13 protein-coding genes are annotated in these 14,702 nt (G+C 65.0%); 3 read left to right on the forward strand and 10 right to left on the reverse strand.

Annotation, left to right across the window (positions count from 1 at the left end; all coding sequences use genetic code 11):
- Positions 1–35: 35 nt before the first annotated feature.
- From KHO18_RS09550 to guaB, 5 genes are all read right to left on the reverse strand, one after another.
- Positions 36–1,076: an endonuclease/exonuclease/phosphatase family protein gene (locus KHO18_RS09550; protein WP_144195109.1), complete on the reverse strand. Its 1,041-nt coding sequence runs from the start codon at positions 1,074–1,076 to the stop codon at positions 36–38.
- 144 nt (positions 1,077–1,220) lie between these two features.
- Positions 1,221–3,389, reverse strand: coding sequence for a TonB-dependent siderophore receptor (locus KHO18_RS09555; RefSeq protein ID WP_377731457.1), 2,169 nt, complete (start codon positions 3,387–3,389; stop codon positions 1,221–1,223).
- 238 nt (positions 3,390–3,627) lie between these two features.
- Positions 3,628–5,247 (reverse strand): glutamine-hydrolyzing GMP synthase, encoded by a 1,620-nt coding sequence (guaA, locus tag KHO18_RS09560; protein ID WP_144195105.1) that lies wholly within the window; start codon positions 5,245–5,247, stop codon positions 3,628–3,630.
- A complete protein-coding gene (locus tag KHO18_RS09565; RefSeq protein ID WP_144195103.1) occupies positions 5,222–5,899 on the reverse strand; it encodes a hypothetical protein in 678 nt (225 codons plus the stop codon). The genes guaA and KHO18_RS09565 overlap by 26 nt, the downstream gene beginning before the upstream one ends.
- A gap of 107 nt (positions 5,900–6,006) precedes the next feature.
- The gene (gene guaB / locus KHO18_RS09570; RefSeq protein ID WP_144195101.1) at positions 6,007–7,470 is read right to left on the reverse strand and encodes an IMP dehydrogenase; all 1,464 of its coding nucleotides are present in this window, start codon (positions 7,468–7,470) and stop codon (positions 6,007–6,009) included.
- A 115-nt stretch (positions 7,471–7,585) separates the two neighbouring features.
- On the opposite strand from guaB, the gene KHO18_RS09575 reads away from it, so the two are divergent.
- Together KHO18_RS09575 and KHO18_RS09580 are read left to right on the forward strand one after the other, a co-directional pair.
- Positions 7,586–8,545 carry a DMT family transporter gene (locus KHO18_RS09575; RefSeq protein ID WP_144195099.1) on the forward strand — a complete coding sequence of 320 codons (960 nt, stop codon included), beginning with the start codon at positions 7,586–7,588 and terminating at the stop codon, positions 8,543–8,545.
- Positions 8,546–8,649: 104 nt separating this feature from the next.
- Positions 8,650–9,210 carry a DUF4124 domain-containing protein gene (locus KHO18_RS09580; RefSeq protein ID WP_144195097.1) on the forward strand — a complete coding sequence of 187 codons (561 nt, stop codon included), beginning with the start codon at positions 8,650–8,652 and terminating at the stop codon, positions 9,208–9,210.
- Positions 9,211–9,247: 37 nt separating this feature from the next.
- Here KHO18_RS09580 and KHO18_RS09585 read toward each other — a convergent pair whose 3' ends face one another.
- Both KHO18_RS09585 and KHO18_RS09590 read right to left on the reverse strand, forming a co-directional pair.
- Positions 9,248–9,598 (reverse strand): RnfH family protein, encoded by a 351-nt coding sequence (locus KHO18_RS09585; RefSeq protein ID WP_244844662.1) that lies wholly within the window; start codon positions 9,596–9,598, stop codon positions 9,248–9,250.
- Positions 9,591–10,031, reverse strand: coding sequence for a type II toxin-antitoxin system RatA family toxin (locus KHO18_RS09590; RefSeq protein WP_144195095.1), 441 nt, complete (start codon positions 10,029–10,031; stop codon positions 9,591–9,593). Before KHO18_RS09590 ends, KHO18_RS09585 begins: the two co-directional genes overlap by 8 nt.
- Before the next feature lie 186 nt (positions 10,032–10,217).
- On the opposite strand from KHO18_RS09590, the gene smpB reads away from it, so the two are divergent.
- Positions 10,218–10,670, forward strand: a complete 453-nt coding sequence (smpB, locus tag KHO18_RS09595) for an SsrA-binding protein SmpB (protein WP_144195093.1) — start codon at positions 10,218–10,220, stop codon at positions 10,668–10,670.
- A 60-nt stretch (positions 10,671–10,730) separates the two neighbouring features.
- Here smpB and KHO18_RS09600 read toward each other — a convergent pair whose 3' ends face one another.
- The 3 genes from KHO18_RS09600 to ppsA all read right to left on the reverse strand — a co-directional run bounded on the left by KHO18_RS09600 (position 10,731) and on the right by ppsA (position 14,681).
- Positions 10,731–11,660: an SPFH domain-containing protein gene (locus tag KHO18_RS09600; RefSeq protein ID WP_144195091.1), complete on the reverse strand. Its 930-nt coding sequence runs from the start codon at positions 11,658–11,660 to the stop codon at positions 10,731–10,733.
- Between the two features lie 57 nt (positions 11,661–11,717).
- Entirely contained in the window at positions 11,718–12,143 is a 426-nt protein-coding gene (locus KHO18_RS09605) for an NfeD family protein (protein ID WP_211943075.1), read from the reverse strand.
- 153 nt (positions 12,144–12,296) lie between these two features.
- Positions 12,297–14,681: a phosphoenolpyruvate synthase gene (gene ppsA, locus KHO18_RS09610; protein WP_144195087.1), complete on the reverse strand. Its 2,385-nt coding sequence runs from the start codon at positions 14,679–14,681 to the stop codon at positions 12,297–12,299.
- Positions 14,682–14,702: the final 21 nt, after the last annotated feature.

The raw sequence follows: 14,702 nt of genomic DNA on the forward strand, positions 1-14,702 counted from the left end.
TCGCGCATGCCTGCTGGCCGCGCCCCCGAACGCCGCTACTCCAACCCGTCAAGATAGGCGTCACCATCGTCGATGCCGAATTCGACCCACATCGGCAGATGGTCGCTCATCCGGTAAGTGCGCCAGTCCTTGAAGCCGCGCCCCGGCTTGGCGGCCCGCTGCCGGGCGTAGGCCGCCTCGTCCTCGATCCGGTAGACGTGCTCGTAGAAGTCGAACACGCCGGCCTTGCCGGTGGGCGTCAGGTGCGCCAGTCGGCTGAGATAGGCGATCTGGTCGTAATGCTTGTTCTTGTCGACGTTGGAGCCCGGCACGGCCTGCAGGGCTTCCGGCACCGCGAAGCCGGCCCGGGTCATGGCCTCCATGGTCACGTCGTTGCGGTTGAAGATGTTGAAGTCGCCCAGCACGATCAGGTTGCCCGGCTCCGGCGGGATGCCGGGCGCGTATTGCGGCGCGCCGGAGAGCTTGCCGGCATGTTTGGCCAGCGTGCGGGCGAACGCCGTGATCTCGGCCAGCCGGCGCGGGTCCACGGCCACGCTCTTGCCGTAGTAGATGTGGACCGTTGCGAGGGTCAGGTAAGCCCAGCCGGCCCGGAAGCCCGCGATATAAGGCGAGCGCGCCATCTGCACCGGCTCCTCGGGCGCGCCCTTCTCCTTCGCCAGCACCAGTTCGGCGGCCAGTCCGGTGAACGAGACCTTGCGCCGGTCGTACAGGTAGGCCATGCGCTCGGCGTTGCCGGAGGTGCCCAGCGTCACGTCAGTCACCAGGAAATCCCACCAGCTACCCAATATCCGTTGCAGCCGCTGGAGCGGATAGAGGCCGCTGCGCACCTCCTGGATGGCGATCAGATCAAAGCGGCTCAGGATTTCGGCGATGTAGTAGTACGCCTCGTCGTCACGGTAGCCGTACTTGCCCGAGTCGAACTCGCGGATATTCCAGGTGGCCAGCAGCAGCGTGTCGGTGGCGGTGCGCGGTGGAATGGCAGCGGCCAGCGCGGGCCGCAGGCGCTTCAGCCCGTCGATGGTGCGCCTGCGTACGTCCGTATCCTCGATCTGTTTCAGCCCTGCGTAGTACGGCATGTGTCACTCCGGAGTGGGTGGTGCCACGCATTGTCACAGCAGACCACGACAGTTCCGATTGATTGGCTGGATTGTCTGACGAGGGTCAAGAAAAAACGCCGGCTGCCCTGGGCAAGCCGGCGTTCGCCATGGCTGATCGGGCGATCAGAAGCGGTATGTCACATTGCCGATGATCGTGCGCTGCGTGCCGAAGAAGCAGTCGCCGCGTGCGATACAGGTGTTGATGTACTGCTTGTTGAACAGGTTGTTCATGTTCAGCGACACGCGGATCGGGCCGTGATCGTAGGCCAGCACGGCGTCGAACAGCGTGAAGCCGCCCACGCGGTTGTTGCCGGTGCCATCGTACGACGGGCCGTTGTAGCGCACGCCCGCGCCGGCCACAAAGCCCGGCATGTCGAACAGGCTGAAGCGGTAGTTGGCCCACAGCGACGCCATGTTGGCCGGGATGCTTGCCAGCCGCTGGCCCTGCTCCGCAGCCGTGCCTTCGATGACCTTGGCGTCCAGGTAGGTGTACGTGGCAATCAGGTCCAGCCGGCCCAGCGACACCAGCGCCTCCAGTTCCGCGCCGCGCGTACGCGCCTCGCCCACCTGCACCGTGCCGGGCAGGCCGTTGACCACGCCGGCCACCTTGCGGTTTTCTTCGCGCATATCGAACAGCGAGGCGGTCAGCGTCATGTTCCTGCCCGGCGGCTGGTACTTGACGCCCACTTCCCACTGCTTGCCGCGCAGCGGCTTGAACGCGCCGCCGTCCACATTGAAACCGGCCTGGCCCTGGAACGATTCGGCATAGCTGACGTACGGGTTCAGGCCGAAGTCCGAGCGGTACATCAGGCCGAAGCGCTTGGTCAGCTCGTTGTCGTCACGCGACCCCGCCGGCGTGTTGTCCTGCGCCGCGCGCGACCAGTCGTAGCGCAGGCCCAGCATCAGCAGCCATTTGTTCCATTCGATCTGGTCCTGCAGGTAGGCGCCGGTCTGGATCTGCTTGGCCGGTGCCAGGTCGCGCGTGGACGTTGGCGCCTGATAGTTGCCATAAACGGGGTTGAACACGTTGATCGGCGCGGCAAAGCCGCCCACGCCGGTGCGGCCCGTGATCTCGTTGTTCTGGTAGTCGAAGCCGGACAGCAGCGTGTGGCGCACGGGGCCGGTGCCGAACTTCGACTGTACCTGCGTGTCGACGGCCAACTGGTTCAGCGTCGGCTGGTTCAGGTAGATGGTGCGGCGCAGCATGGTGTCGCTGCCCGGCACCCAGCCATGCGTGGCGCCGGTGTAGCCAGCCGTGTAGATGCTGCGGTAGTCGACGGTGCTGTGCGAATAGCGCAGGTTCTGGCGCACCGTGAAAGTGTCGTTGAACTTGTGCTCGAACTGGTAGCCCACCGCGTGCTGCTCGGCCGTGTACTTGTCGAAGCCGGGCTCGCTGATGAAGAAGCTTTGCGGGATCTGGCCGGCCGGGTTCTCGATCTGGGTGCCGCGCCACGGGAAGAAGCCGATCATCGAGCCCGAATCATCCTTCTGGAAATTGGCCAGCAAGGTGAAGCTGGTGTCGGACGTCGGGCGATAGGTCAGCGAGGGCGCGATGTAGTAGCGGTTGTCCTTGACGTAGTCCACGGAGGCATCGCTATCGCGCGCCAGGGCCACGAAGCGGTAGAGCCACTTGCCGTCGGCGTCGATCGGACCCGTGAAGTCGGCCTGGATCTGCTTGCGGTTGAAGTTGCCGAAACTCACGCCGATTTCGCGCGCGGCCTCGGCCTGCGGGCGCTTCGACACGAGATTGACCACGCCGCCCACCGAGCCCTGCCCGTACAGCATGCCTGACGGCCCTTTCAGGATCTCGATGCGCTCCAGCGCGTACGGGTCCGGCCGCGTGTTGTTATAGAACCCCACGGCATTGAGCAGCCCGTCGAGGTACTGCGTGGAGTCGGTGCCACGGATCTTGATCGAATCCGTGCGGTTGTCCGTGCCGAACCCCGCCGCCGAGACGCCGGCCGTGTAGCCTGCCGCCTGCGCCACCGACTGGGCGCCCGTGAGTTCGATCCGGTCACGCGTGATGACCGTGATCGACTGCGGCGTCTCCATGATCGGCGTGTCGGTCTTGGTGGCAGTCACGGCTTGTTTCGCCACGAAGCCATGTACCGGGCCGGTCGGCGATTCGGGCAGATTGCTGCCCCGGACCGTGATCGTCGGCAATTCCTGGTGGGCAGGCGCAGGCGCCTGCTCCTGGGCCAGCGAGACGCTGGCGGCTTGCATGCTCAAGGCAAAGGTGGTCAGGCGGAAGGCGTGCGTGCCGCGAACGCGGCGCCGGGCGCATACAGACATTGCGATATCTCTCGTTACGAATTGGAAATGCTAATGCGAATGACTCGCATTTCGTTCGCAATTGTAATGTCATGTAATGGCCCCGATACATTTATCTTCGGTTTGATTGTCAGCCGTGGCGTACGCACCACACAGGTGCCGCGTATGAAGCCCAGCGTCCTGAAATGAAAAACGGCCGGGGCGATTGCGCCCCGGCCGTTGATATGTCACCGCTCCGCAGGCCCCGAAGGGCCTGGGTTTATTCCCACTCGATCGTCGCCGGCGGCTTGCCCGAGACGTCGTACACCACCCGGTTCAGGCCCCGCACCTCGTTGATGATGCGGTTCGAGCAACGGCCGAGCAGCGCGTACGGCAGGTGCGCCCAGTGGGCGGTCATGAAGTCGGTGGTCTGCACTGCGCGCAGGGCCACCACGTAGTCGTACGTGCGGCCATCGCCCATCACGCCGACGGACTTCACCGGCAGGAACACCGCGAAGGCCTGGCTGGTCAGGTCGTACCAGCTCTTACCCACTTGCTGCGGCTCGCACAGGCCCGCCGCGGCATCCTGCTCCGTGGCGATGGTCTTGCGCAGTTCCTCGATGAAGATGGCGTCGGCGCGGCGCAGCAGTTCGGCGTAGTCGCGCTTGACCTCGCCCAGGATCCGCACGCCCAGGCCCGGACCCGGGAACGGGTGGCGGTACACCATCTCGGGCGGCAGGCCCAGCGCCACGCCCAACTCGCGCACTTCGTCCTTGAACAGGTCGCGCAGCGGTTCCAGCAGCTTCAGGCCCAGCGTCTCGGGCAGGCCGCCGACGTTGTGGTGGCTCTTGATCGTGGTCGCCTTCTTGGTCTTGGTGCCGCCCGATTCCACCACGTCCGGGTAGATCGTGCCCTGCGCCAGCCACTTGGCGTTGCTCAGCTTCTTGGCCTCGGCCTGGAAGACCTCGACGAACTCGCGGCCGATGATCTTGCGCTTCTGCTCGGGGTCCGTCACGCCGGCCAGATGCCCCAGGAACTGCTCCGAGGCGTCGATATGGACCACCTTGGCGTGCAGCCGGCCCGCGAACATCTCCATGACCATCTTGCCCTCGTCCAGGCGCAGCAGGCCATGGTCGACGAACACGCAGGTCAGCTGGTCGCCGATGGCGCGATGGATCAGCGCCGCCGCCACCGACGAATCCACGCCGCCGGACAGGCCCAGAATGACTTCCTCGTCACCCACCTGCTCGCGGATCTTGGCCACGGCTTCGGCGATATGGTCGCGCATCACCCAGTCGGCCTTCGCGCCGGCAATCTTGAGCACGAAGCGCTCGAGCATCTCGCGGCCCTTTGCCGTATGCGTGACTTCCGGGTGGAACTGCACCGCGTAATAGCCGCGCGCCTCGTCGGCCATGCCGGCGATCGGGCAGCTCGGCGTGGACGCCATCAGCTTGAAGCCCGGCGGCAGTTCGGCCACCTTGTCGCCATGGCTCATCCAGACCTTGAGCATGCCGTGGCCCTCGGGCGTCGCGAAATCCTCGACGCCATCGAGCAGCCTGGTATGACCATGGGCGCGCACCTCGGCGTAGCCGAATTCGCGATGGTCGCTCCACTCCACCTTGCCGCCCAGCTGCACGGCCATGGTCTGCATGCCGTAGCAGATGCCCAGCACCGGCACGCCGAGGTCCCACACGGCTTGCGGCGCGCGCAGCTGGTGGTCTTCGTAGGTGCTGGCGTGGCTGCCGGACAGGATGATGGCCTTCGGCGCGTACTGGCGGACGAATTCGTCGGTCACATCGTTAGGATGGATTTCGCAGTAGACGTGTGCCTCGCGAACGCGGCGGGCAATCAGCTGCGTGACCTGCGAGCCGAAATCAAGGATGAGGATTTTGTCGTGCATGATGGGCGTTTGGCAGAGCTTCCGGCTCGGATTCGGGCATGACCTCGGTACCTGGGCCGTAGCCGGGTGGCGGGGTAATGACCGGTTCGCGCCGGTATTCGGGAGATCCATGCGGGCGTGCCGGGTAGGCGGCGCCGGGTTGTTGGTGCGGGTCGGCGGGGTCGACGGCATCGACCGGCGTGCCGGGATAGTACACGGGGCCATCGCCATGCCGGGCGGCGCGCAGCTCAGCCTCGCGCTGGGCCAGTTGCTCCCGCTCACGCAGGCGCACGCGCTTGGCGGCGGGCATCTGCACCACGGCGAAGAACAGCATGACAGCGGCCAGCGTCAGCAGCCAGACCTTGCCGGCGCCTTGCACGGGCATGTCGAGGAACAGCGTCCACGCCACGATCAGTACGGCGCTCACCAGGTTCACCTGGCCCGCCGTGCGTGCCACGGGCACGGTCAACTGGCCGTTGATGGCGGCCTGGAGCAGCAGCCAGGCCAAGCCGATCATCGCCACGCCGAGCAGTTGGCCGAACAGGGCCGGCTGCGGCTGCGGCAACTGGAGTGCGGCATACAGCGTCGTGAACGGCGACATCAGCAGCAGGATGCCGAGCAGCAGGTCTAGCAAGGCGTCGAAGAACAGCACGGCTCGCAATAGTACTTTCATGGGCGCTCCTTTTTCCTGATGCTTCTTGCGTCGCGGCCGCGCGGCCTCGTCAACCTCGACGTTGCCAGCGCGGCCGTGATGCCCAGGTCGGGCGGGCCATATCGGGATCAGTCGATATGGTAGTTCGGCGCTTCCTTGGTGATCTGCACATCGTGCACGTGCGATTCGCGCATGCCGGCGGCCGTGATCTGCACGAACTCGGCCGTCTCGTGCCAGGTGGCGATAGAGTTGCTGCCGCAATAGCCCATCGACGCACGCACGCCACCGGTGAGCTGGTGGATGATCGCCATGACCGATCCCTTGTAGGGGACGCGGCCCTCGATGCCTTCCGGCACGAGCTTGTCGACGTTGGCGGTGTTGTCTTCCTGGAAGTAGCGGTCGGCGGCGCCGTCCTTCATCGCGCCCACGGAACCCATGCCGCGATAGCTCTTGAACGAGCGGCCCTGGTACAGGAACACCTCGCCCGGCGCTTCCTCGGTACCCGAGAACATGCCGCCCATCATCACGGTGTGCGCGCCGGCCGCCAGGGCCTTGGCCACATCGCCCGAGTAACGGATGCCGCCATCGGCAATCAGCGGCACGCCGGTGCCCTTGAGCGCCTCGGACACGTTGGAGACGGCGGTGATCTGGGGCACGCCCACGCCGGCCACGATCCGCGTGGTGCAGATCGAACCGGGGCCGATGCCCACCTTCACGCCATCCGCGCCGTGCTCGACCAGCGCCAGCGCGGCCGCGCCGGTGGCGATGTTGCCGCCCACCACCTGCACGTGCGGGAAGTTCTGCTTGACCCAGCGCACGCGGTCCAGCACGCCCTGGCTGTGGCCATGCGCCGTATCGACCACAATCACGTCCACGCCGGCCTTAACCAGCAGTTCCACGCGTTCGTCGTTATCCGGACCCACGCCCACGGCGGCGCCCACGCGCAGCTGGCCGTGATCGTCCTTGCTGGCCAGCGGGTTGTCCACGGCCTTCTGGATGTCCTTCACGGTGATCAGGCCACGCAGCTCGGACGAGGAATTGACCACCAGCACGCGCTCCAGGCGGTGACGGTTCATCAGGCGCTTGGCCTCGTCCAGCGTGGCGCCTTCGGCCACGGTGACAAGTTTTTCGCGCGGGGTCATCTTGGCGCGCACCGGGGCGTCGAGTTCTTCCTCGAAGCGCAGGTCGCGGTTGGTGATGATGCCGACTACGGTCTTGCCTTCGAGCACCGGGAAGCCGGAAATACCATGCTGCTGCGACAGCGCGATCACATCGCGGACCTTCATGTCCGGCGAAATGGTGATCGGATCACGCAGCACACCCGATTCGTAGCGCTTCACGCGCGCCACTTCACGGGCCTGGTCGGCGGGCTTCAGGTTCTTGTGGACGATGCCGATGCCGCCGGCCTGCGCCATCGCAATGGCAAGGCGGGCTTCCGTCACGGTATCCATGGCGGCGGACACGAGCGGAATGTTCAGTTCGATCGAACGGGTCAGGCGGGTGCGGAGGGAAACATCCCGGGGCAGGACGGCCGAATAGGCCGGTACAAGCAGCACGTCATCGAATGTGAGTGCTTTCTGGACAAGACGCATAGCAAATCCTCTAGGCGCAAAAGCAGATTATACAGGAATGCAGGATTTGCTGATGCGTTCTTGCATCCCGCTTGCTATTCTCGGCCTCCCTTCCACAGATCACAACAGGAGTCCGATGGGCATCGGCGTTTTGTGCGGGCTGCTGGCCGGCGCGTTCTGGGGCATGGTGTTCATCGCGCCGAAGCTGCTGCCGGCGTTTTCGCCCTGGGAACTCGCCATTGGCCGGTACCTGGCCTATGGGCTCGTCGCCTTCGTGGCGGCGCTGCCGCTGATGCGGCGCCTCGCAAAAAAGCTAACCCGGGGCGATTGCGTCGCCCTGCTGCGCCAGGCGTTCACCGGCAACCTGCTCTATTACGTACTGCTGGCATTCGGCGTGCAGCTGGCCGGGGTCGGGCCGACCTCGCTAATCATCGGCATCCTGCCGGTTTCCATCACGATCATGGGCCGCCGTGACCACGGCGCGGTGCCGCTCTCGCGGCTGGTCTGGCCACTGCTGGTGGTGGCGGCGGGCATCGCCTGCATCAATGTCGACCTGTTTGCCGGGGGCGGCAGTGCGCACGGCACGGCGGCGGGCGCACTGGCCCGTCCGGCGTGGCAGAAGCTGGCTGGCGTGGCCTGCGCGGCGGGCGCGCTGGTCTGCTGGACGCTCTACGCCGTGGACAACGCGCGCTACCTCCAGCGCCATCCGCATTACAGCGGGAACGAGTGGTCGGCCCTGTACGGGCTATCTACCGGGCTGGTTTCCGTGGTGCTGGCCGGCATCGGCTGGCTCGTGGCCGGCGACGCGCTGACCGCCCCGGGCAGCGGGCGCGAATGGCAGTGGTTCTGGACGGTCAACGCCGCCGTGGCGCTCGGGGCGTCGCTAATTGGCAACAACCTCTGGAACATCGCCAGTCGCCGCCTACCCCTGACGCTTTCGGGGCAAATGATCGTTTTTGAGACGCTGTTCGCGCTGGCATACGGGTTTGTGTTCGATCACCGCTGGCCAAGGCCGCTGGAGTTGGCCGCCATCGCGTTGCTGATCCTCGGGGTGGCCTGGTCCGTGCGCTTGCACGCCACGGACAAGTCTGCGTAGACTACCGGGCATGACGCGGGGGTCACATGATTGTCAACCCTCCTACCGTCCGGTTTTCATCGCCAACCTGGCATTTCTGCCCAGACGCCACAGATACCCTTGCCATGAACCGTTCGACCGCGCTGTACCTGCTTGTTGCCGCCAGTCTTGCCGTGCCCGCCACGGCCTTTTCCCAATGGCAGTGGAAGGATGGCACCGGCCGCATGGTCTATAGCGATGTCCCGCCGCCGCCCTCCGTGCCGGACCGCGCCATCGTCATGGCACCCGGCCGCGCGGCAGGCGCCTATCGCCCGGTGGAAGCCGAAACCGCCGCGAAGGCCGATGGTCAAGCTGACGCCAAGGCCCCCGCGGGGGACGCGCCCCGGGCCCGCCAGGTCAGCGCGCGGGCCAAGGACAAGCCCGCCGCCGGGACCGATCCCGATCAGGCCTTCCGCGAGCGCCGCGAGGAGCGCCTCAAGGCCGACCTGGAAGCCGCCACCAAGGAACGCGAGCAACTGGCCCGCCAGACGCGCTGCGAAGAGATGTCGAACTACGCCACGGGACTGCGCGAAGGCATGCGCATCTCGAAGGCTGGCCCGGATGGCGCCGCGCACCGCCTGAACGGCGACGAACGCGCGGCCGAACTCGACAAGGTCAGCCAGTCGATGGCCCAGCACTGCAGCTGAGGCCGAGGGTGGGCGCCGGGATAGGCTGCCCGCCCAGTCAACTCCCCTGCCCGCCCCCGCCGCGCAGCCATTTCAGGCCTTCGCGCGTTCCGGTGGCCCGGGTCTTCTGCACGCGCTTGCGGCGTGCCTGCTTGGGATCAGCGGTCAGCGGCCGGTAGACTTCCACCCGGTCCCCCTCCCGAACCAGCGTTTCCGCGGCCTTGAGCTTGCCGTAGATGCCGACGCGGGCCGTGGTCGGGTCCACTTCGGGATACGCCTCGGTCAGGCCGCTGGCGCGAATCGCCCCCTCCACGCTCGTGCCGGCCGGCACCGAGACTTCCTTCAGGAACACCGCGTCGGGCCTGGCATAGCAGACCGAGAGCCGCACCATGGCGCCCGCCTCAGCCATTGTTGGCATAGACCACCTCGGCCCGCTTGACGAAGGCATCCACAAACGTATTGGCGATCATGCTGAACACCGGACCGATGATCTTCTCGAGAATGAAGCTCGAAAACTCATAATGCAGGTGAAACTCGATCTTGCAGGCGTCAGCGCGCAGCGGCGTAAAGCGCCAGGAGCCGTTGAAGGTCTTGAAAGGACCGTCCGCGAACGTCATATCAATGCGTGTGGGACGCTCCTGCACGTTCCGGGTATGGAAATACTGCTTGATGCCGTTGAAATGGATATGGAGCTTCGCGTCGAGCAGGGTCTCGGTGTTCTCGAAGATCTCCACGCCACCGCACCATGGCAGGAACTTGGGATAGTCCTCCACGCGGGTGACCAGGTCATACATCTGCTCGGCCGAATAGCCAAGCAGGACGGATTTATGGACGTCTGCCATGTAATCGGATGCGGGCGCCGCCAGGGGCTGGGCCCGAACGGGGCGGGTTTGCTAGAATCCAGATTTTAGCCGACACGCGGGTCGACGGCATCCCCGGCGCACAGGGCGCCCCTTGATGACGCCGCAACGGTCGCTCCCCTCTTTGCCGCAGCGCGGCAGCCTTGCTCAGGAATCCACCACGTACGCATGACCATCGCTGATAACAAGAAAGCCTTTTTCGACTACTTCATCGAAGAACGCTACGAAGCCGGGATTGTGCTGGAGGGCTGGGAAGTCAAGGCCATCCGGGCCAACCGCGTGCAGATCAAGGAGGGCTACGTCGTGGTGCGCAACGCCGAGATGTACCTGATCGGCGCACACATCAGCCCCCTGCAGAGTGCCTCCACGCACGTGACGCCGGACCCCGTGCGCACGCGCAAGCTGCTGCTGAAGGCCGACGAGATCAAGAAGCTGATCGGCAAGGTCGAGCAGCGCGGCTATACGCTCGTGCCGCTGAACCTGCACTACACGCGCGGCCGCGTGAAGTGCGAAATCGGCCTGGGCAAGGGCAAGAAGCAGTTCGACAAGCGCGAAACCGAGAAAAATCGGGACTGGCAGCGCGAAAAGGCGCGCCTGATGAAGGGCGACAACAAGGAATAAGAAAAAACGGAGGCCAGGGCCTCCGTTCTTGTCTGGCAAAGCCGCTTCAGAACGCGTCGCTCAGGTCTTCTGCTGGGTTTTCACGATTTGCAACGCTGAGGCGATCATCGAACTCATTTCGCCGAGGTTGCCCGGCACGATCAGCGTGTTGCCCTGCTTGGCGAGGTTGCCAAATGCGGCAACATATTCCTCGGCCACCTTGAGGTTGACAGCCTCCGAGCCGCCCTCCCCCCGGATTGCGTGGCCGATCTTCTCGATGGCCTGCGCATTGGCTTCGGCCACGGCCAGGATCGCCGACGCCTCGCCCTGTGCCTTGTTGATCGCCGCCTGCCGCTCGCCCTCGGATTTCTGGATCGCCGCCTCACGGGCGCCGGAGGCCAGATTGATCTGCTCCTGCCGCTTGCCTTCGGAAGCCGCGATCAGCGCCCGCTTCTCGCGCTCGGCGGTAATCTGCGCCTGCATCGCGTGCAGGATTTCCTTCGGCGGTGTCAGGTCCTTGATTTCGTAGCGCAGCACCTTCACGCCCCAGTTGGCGGCGGCCTCGTCGAGCGCATTGACCACGCTGTGGTTGATGTACTCGCGCTCCTCGAAGGTCTTGTCCAACTCCAGCTTGCCGATCACCGACCGTAGCGTGGTCTGCGACAACTGCGTGATCGCGACCACGAAGTTGCTCGAGCCGTAGGAAGCCTTCATCGGATCCGTCACCTGGAAGTACAGCACGCCGTCCACCTGCAACTGCGTGTTGTCCTTGGTGATGCAGACCTGGCTTGGCACATCGAGCGGAATCTCCTTGAGGATGTGCTTGTAGGCCACGCGATCCACGAACGGCACCACGATCGTCAGGCCTGGCGTCAGCGTGGCGTGGTAGCGCCCCAGACGCTCGAGCACCCATGCGTGCTGCTGCGGCACGATCTTGATGCCCTTGGCAATCAGCACGATGGCCGCGATGAGCAGAATCAGTGGAAACAGCCCGAGCTGGTAGGCAAGCATGTACAACTCCCATCAAATAGGAAAACGACTAGTCATCGGATGTGTGCCGCGCAGGGATTAGCGCGGCGAGACGATCAGCGTGGTGCCTCGCACTTCGACAATGCGAAAGCGACCCGGAAGCGGCTCGGTGTCTGGCGCCAGTTCCACGGTCCAGTCAGCGCCGCGATACGGCACGCGGGCACGCCCATTGGGGTCCCAGGCAGACACATCAAGTTCCTGCCCGATATCGAGGTTCACATCGGGATCCGTGGATGCCGTACCCCGCCGCAGCGTGCCGTAGCGCGTGCGCCGCAGGGCCGTGATGCATGCGATGGCCACCAGCGCAGCCGTGACCGTCTGCGCCGGCACACCGAGGCCGGCAAGCGCGGCTACGCCACCGGCCGCCACGCCCACCGCAATCATCAGCAGATAAAAGGTGCCCGTCGCCATCTCGGCGATTACCAGCACCACTGCCGCGGCGAACCATATGTAGTAAGACGACATCCCGCTCCTTTTCCCAAATAAAAAACCCCCGCCGCGCCATAGGCGCCTGCGGGGGCTGTTGCAACACCTGCTGCAGGGCCGGTGCCACGCGGCGGCCCGGGTTCAGCCGGGCGCCGCTTTGGATGCGTTGTCGCTATTGTGACGCCAAATGCCTTACGAAGCCAGTTGCTTCCAGGTTTCGACCACGGAATCAGGATTCAGCGAGATCGACTTGATGCCTTCCTTGGCCAGCCAGGCTGCAAAGTCCGGATGGTCCGAAGGGCCCTGACCGCAAATGCCGACGTACTTGTCCAGACGCAGCGCCGTGGAAATGGCGCGCTGCAGCATGAAGATCACGGCCGGATCGCGCTCGTCGAAGTCCCTGGCCAGCAGTTCCATGCCGGAGTCGCGGTCCAGACCCAGCGTCAGCTGCGTCAGGTCGTTCGAGCCGATCGAGAATCCGTCGAAGAACTGCAGGAATTCCTCGGCGAGAATCGCGTTCGACGGCACTTCGCACATCATGATGATGCGCAGGCCGTTCTCGCCGCGCTTCAGGCCGTGCTTGGCGAGCAACCCGATGACCTTCTCGGCCTGGCCCAGCGTGCGCACGAACGGCACCATGATCTCGACGTTGGTCAGGCCCATTTCGTCGCGCACGCGCTTCATGGCCTTGCATTCCATCTCGAACGCTTCGGCGAAGTCCTCGGCGATATAGCGCGAAGCGCCACGGAAACCCAGCATCGGGTTTTCCTCGTCCGGCTCGTAGCGCGAACCGCCGATCAGCTTCTTGTACTCATTCGACTTGAAGTCGGACAGGCGCACGATCACGGGCTTCGGATAGAACGCCGCACCGATCGTGGCGATGCCTTCCGCCAGCTTGTCGACGTAGAACGCGCGCGGGCTGGCGTGGCCACGGGCCACCGATTCCACAGCCTTCTTCAGGTCGGCATCGACCTGCGGATAGTCGAGGATCGCCTTCGGGTGAACGCCGATGTTGTTGTTGATGATGAACTCGAGGCGGGCCAGGCCCACACCATGGTTCGGGATCTGCGCGAAGTCGAACGCGAGCTGCGGATTGCCCACGTTCATCATGATCTTGGTTTCGATCTCGGGCATCTCGCCGCGCTCGACTTCGGTGATCTCGGTCTCGAGCAGGCCGTCGTAGATGCGGCCTTCGTCGCCTTCGGCGCACGAAACCGTCACCAGCGTGCCGTCCTTCAGCAAATCGGTCGCATCGCCGCAACCCACCACGGCCGGCACGCCCAGTTCACGGGCGATGATGGCCGCGTGGCAGGTACGGCCGCCACGGTTGGTCACGATGGCCGAGGCACGCTTCATCACCGGCTCCCAGTTCGGGTCGGTCATGTCGGCCACCAGCACGTCACCCGGCTGCACGCGTTCCATCTCGGACGGATCGTTGATCACGCGGACCGGGCCGGTACCAATCTTCTGGCCGATAGCGCGGCCGCTGGTCAGCACGGGCGCCGTGCCCTTGAGTTTGAAGCGCTGCTCGGCCTTGCCGGCCGACTGGCTCTTCACCGTCTCCGGGCGTGCCTGGAGGATGTAGATCTTGCCATCCTTGCCGTCCTTGCCCCACTCGATGTCCATCGGGCGGGCATAGTGCTTCTCGATGATCATCGCGTACTTGGCCAGCTCCGACACATCGGCGTCGGTGATCGAGTAGCGGTTACGCAGCTCGGGCGGCACGTCGACAGTCTTCACCCGGCCGGCCTCACCCGGGCCCGTGAATTCCATCTTGATCAGCTTCGAGCCAATCGAGCGACGGATGATGGGGTACTTGCCCAGGTCCAGGGTCGGCTTGAAGACATAGAACTCGTCCGGGTTCACGGCGCCCTGCACCACGGTCTCGCCGAGGCCGTAGCTCGACGTGATGAAGACCACGTCGGGGAAGCCGGATTCGGTATCGATGGTGAACATCACGCCCGACGCGGCGAGGTCCGAACGGACCATGCGCTGCACGCCGGCGGACAGCGCTACCACATCGTGGGCAAAGCCCTTGTGCACGCGGTACGAGATGGCACGGTCGTTGTAGAGCGAGGCGAACACGTGCTTGATCTTGTCGAGCACGTCGTCGATGCCGCTGACGTTGAGGTACGACTCCTGCTGGCCGGCGAACGAGGCGTCCGGCAGGTCTTCGGCCGTGGCCGAGGAACGGACGGCGAACGATGCCTCGGCGCCTTCACGGGCCGACACGCGGGCGTAGTGTTCGCGGATCTCCTGTTCCAGGCGCGGCTGGAACGGGGCGGCGGCAACCCAGCCGCGGATCTCGGCGCCGGCTTCGGCCAGGGCCTTCACGTCATCGACGTCGAGCGTCTTCAGGCGATCCGAAATGCGGGTGGTCAGGTCGTTGTGCTGCAGGAAGTCGCGGAACGCGAGCGAGGTGGTGGCAAAACCGCCGGGAACACGGACGCCAGCCTCTGCCAGCTGGGAGATCATCTCCCCCAGCGAAGAGTTCTTGCCGCCGACGGTTTCCACGTCATGCATGCGCAACTGCTCGAACGGCAGCACATAGGCGCCGTTATCTGCCTGGTTAGTCATAAAAGCCTCAAAAACAAAGTA

The organism is Cupriavidus campinensis (genome assembly GCF_905397395.1).
Lineage (GTDB): Bacteria > Pseudomonadota > Gammaproteobacteria > Burkholderiales > Burkholderiaceae > Cupriavidus > Cupriavidus campinensis.

Excerpts from the sequence above, each read along its gene's own strand:
- ppsA (WP_144195087.1), bottom strand. The coding sequence starts at position 14,681 with ATGACTAACCAGGCAGATAACGGCGCCTATGTGCTGCCGTTCGAGCAG.
- KHO18_RS09605 (WP_211943075.1), bottom strand. The coding sequence starts at position 12,143 with ATGTCGTCTTACTACATATGGTTCGCCGCGGCAGTGGTGCTGGTAATC.
- KHO18_RS09555 (WP_377731457.1), bottom strand. The coding sequence starts at position 3,389 with ATGTCTGTATGCGCCCGGCGCCGCGTTCGCGGCACGCACGCCTTCCGC.
- KHO18_RS09585 (WP_244844662.1), bottom strand. The coding sequence starts at position 9,598 with ATGGCTGAGGCGGGCGCCATGGTGCGGCTCTCGGTCTGCTATGCCAGG.
- KHO18_RS09575 (WP_144195099.1), top strand. The coding sequence starts at position 7,586 with ATGGGCATCGGCGTTTTGTGCGGGCTGCTGGCCGGCGCGTTCTGGGGC.
- KHO18_RS09565 (WP_144195103.1), bottom strand. The coding sequence starts at position 5,899 with ATGAAAGTACTATTGCGAGCCGTGCTGTTCTTCGACGCCTTGCTAGAC.
- guaA (WP_144195105.1), bottom strand. The coding sequence starts at position 5,247 with ATGCACGACAAAATCCTCATCCTTGATTTCGGCTCGCAGGTCACGCAG.
- KHO18_RS09600 (WP_144195091.1), bottom strand. The coding sequence starts at position 11,660 with ATGCTTGCCTACCAGCTCGGGCTGTTTCCACTGATTCTGCTCATCGCG.
- KHO18_RS09590 (WP_144195095.1), bottom strand. The coding sequence starts at position 10,031 with ATGGCAGACGTCCATAAATCCGTCCTGCTTGGCTATTCGGCCGAGCAG.
- smpB (WP_144195093.1), top strand. The coding sequence starts at position 10,218 with ATGACCATCGCTGATAACAAGAAAGCCTTTTTCGACTACTTCATCGAA.
- KHO18_RS09550 (WP_144195109.1), bottom strand. The coding sequence starts at position 1,076 with ATGCCGTACTACGCAGGGCTGAAACAGATCGAGGATACGGACGTACGC.
- guaB (WP_144195101.1), bottom strand. The coding sequence starts at position 7,470 with ATGCGTCTTGTCCAGAAAGCACTCACATTCGATGACGTGCTGCTTGTA.
- KHO18_RS09580 (WP_144195097.1), top strand. The coding sequence starts at position 8,650 with ATGAACCGTTCGACCGCGCTGTACCTGCTTGTTGCCGCCAGTCTTGCC.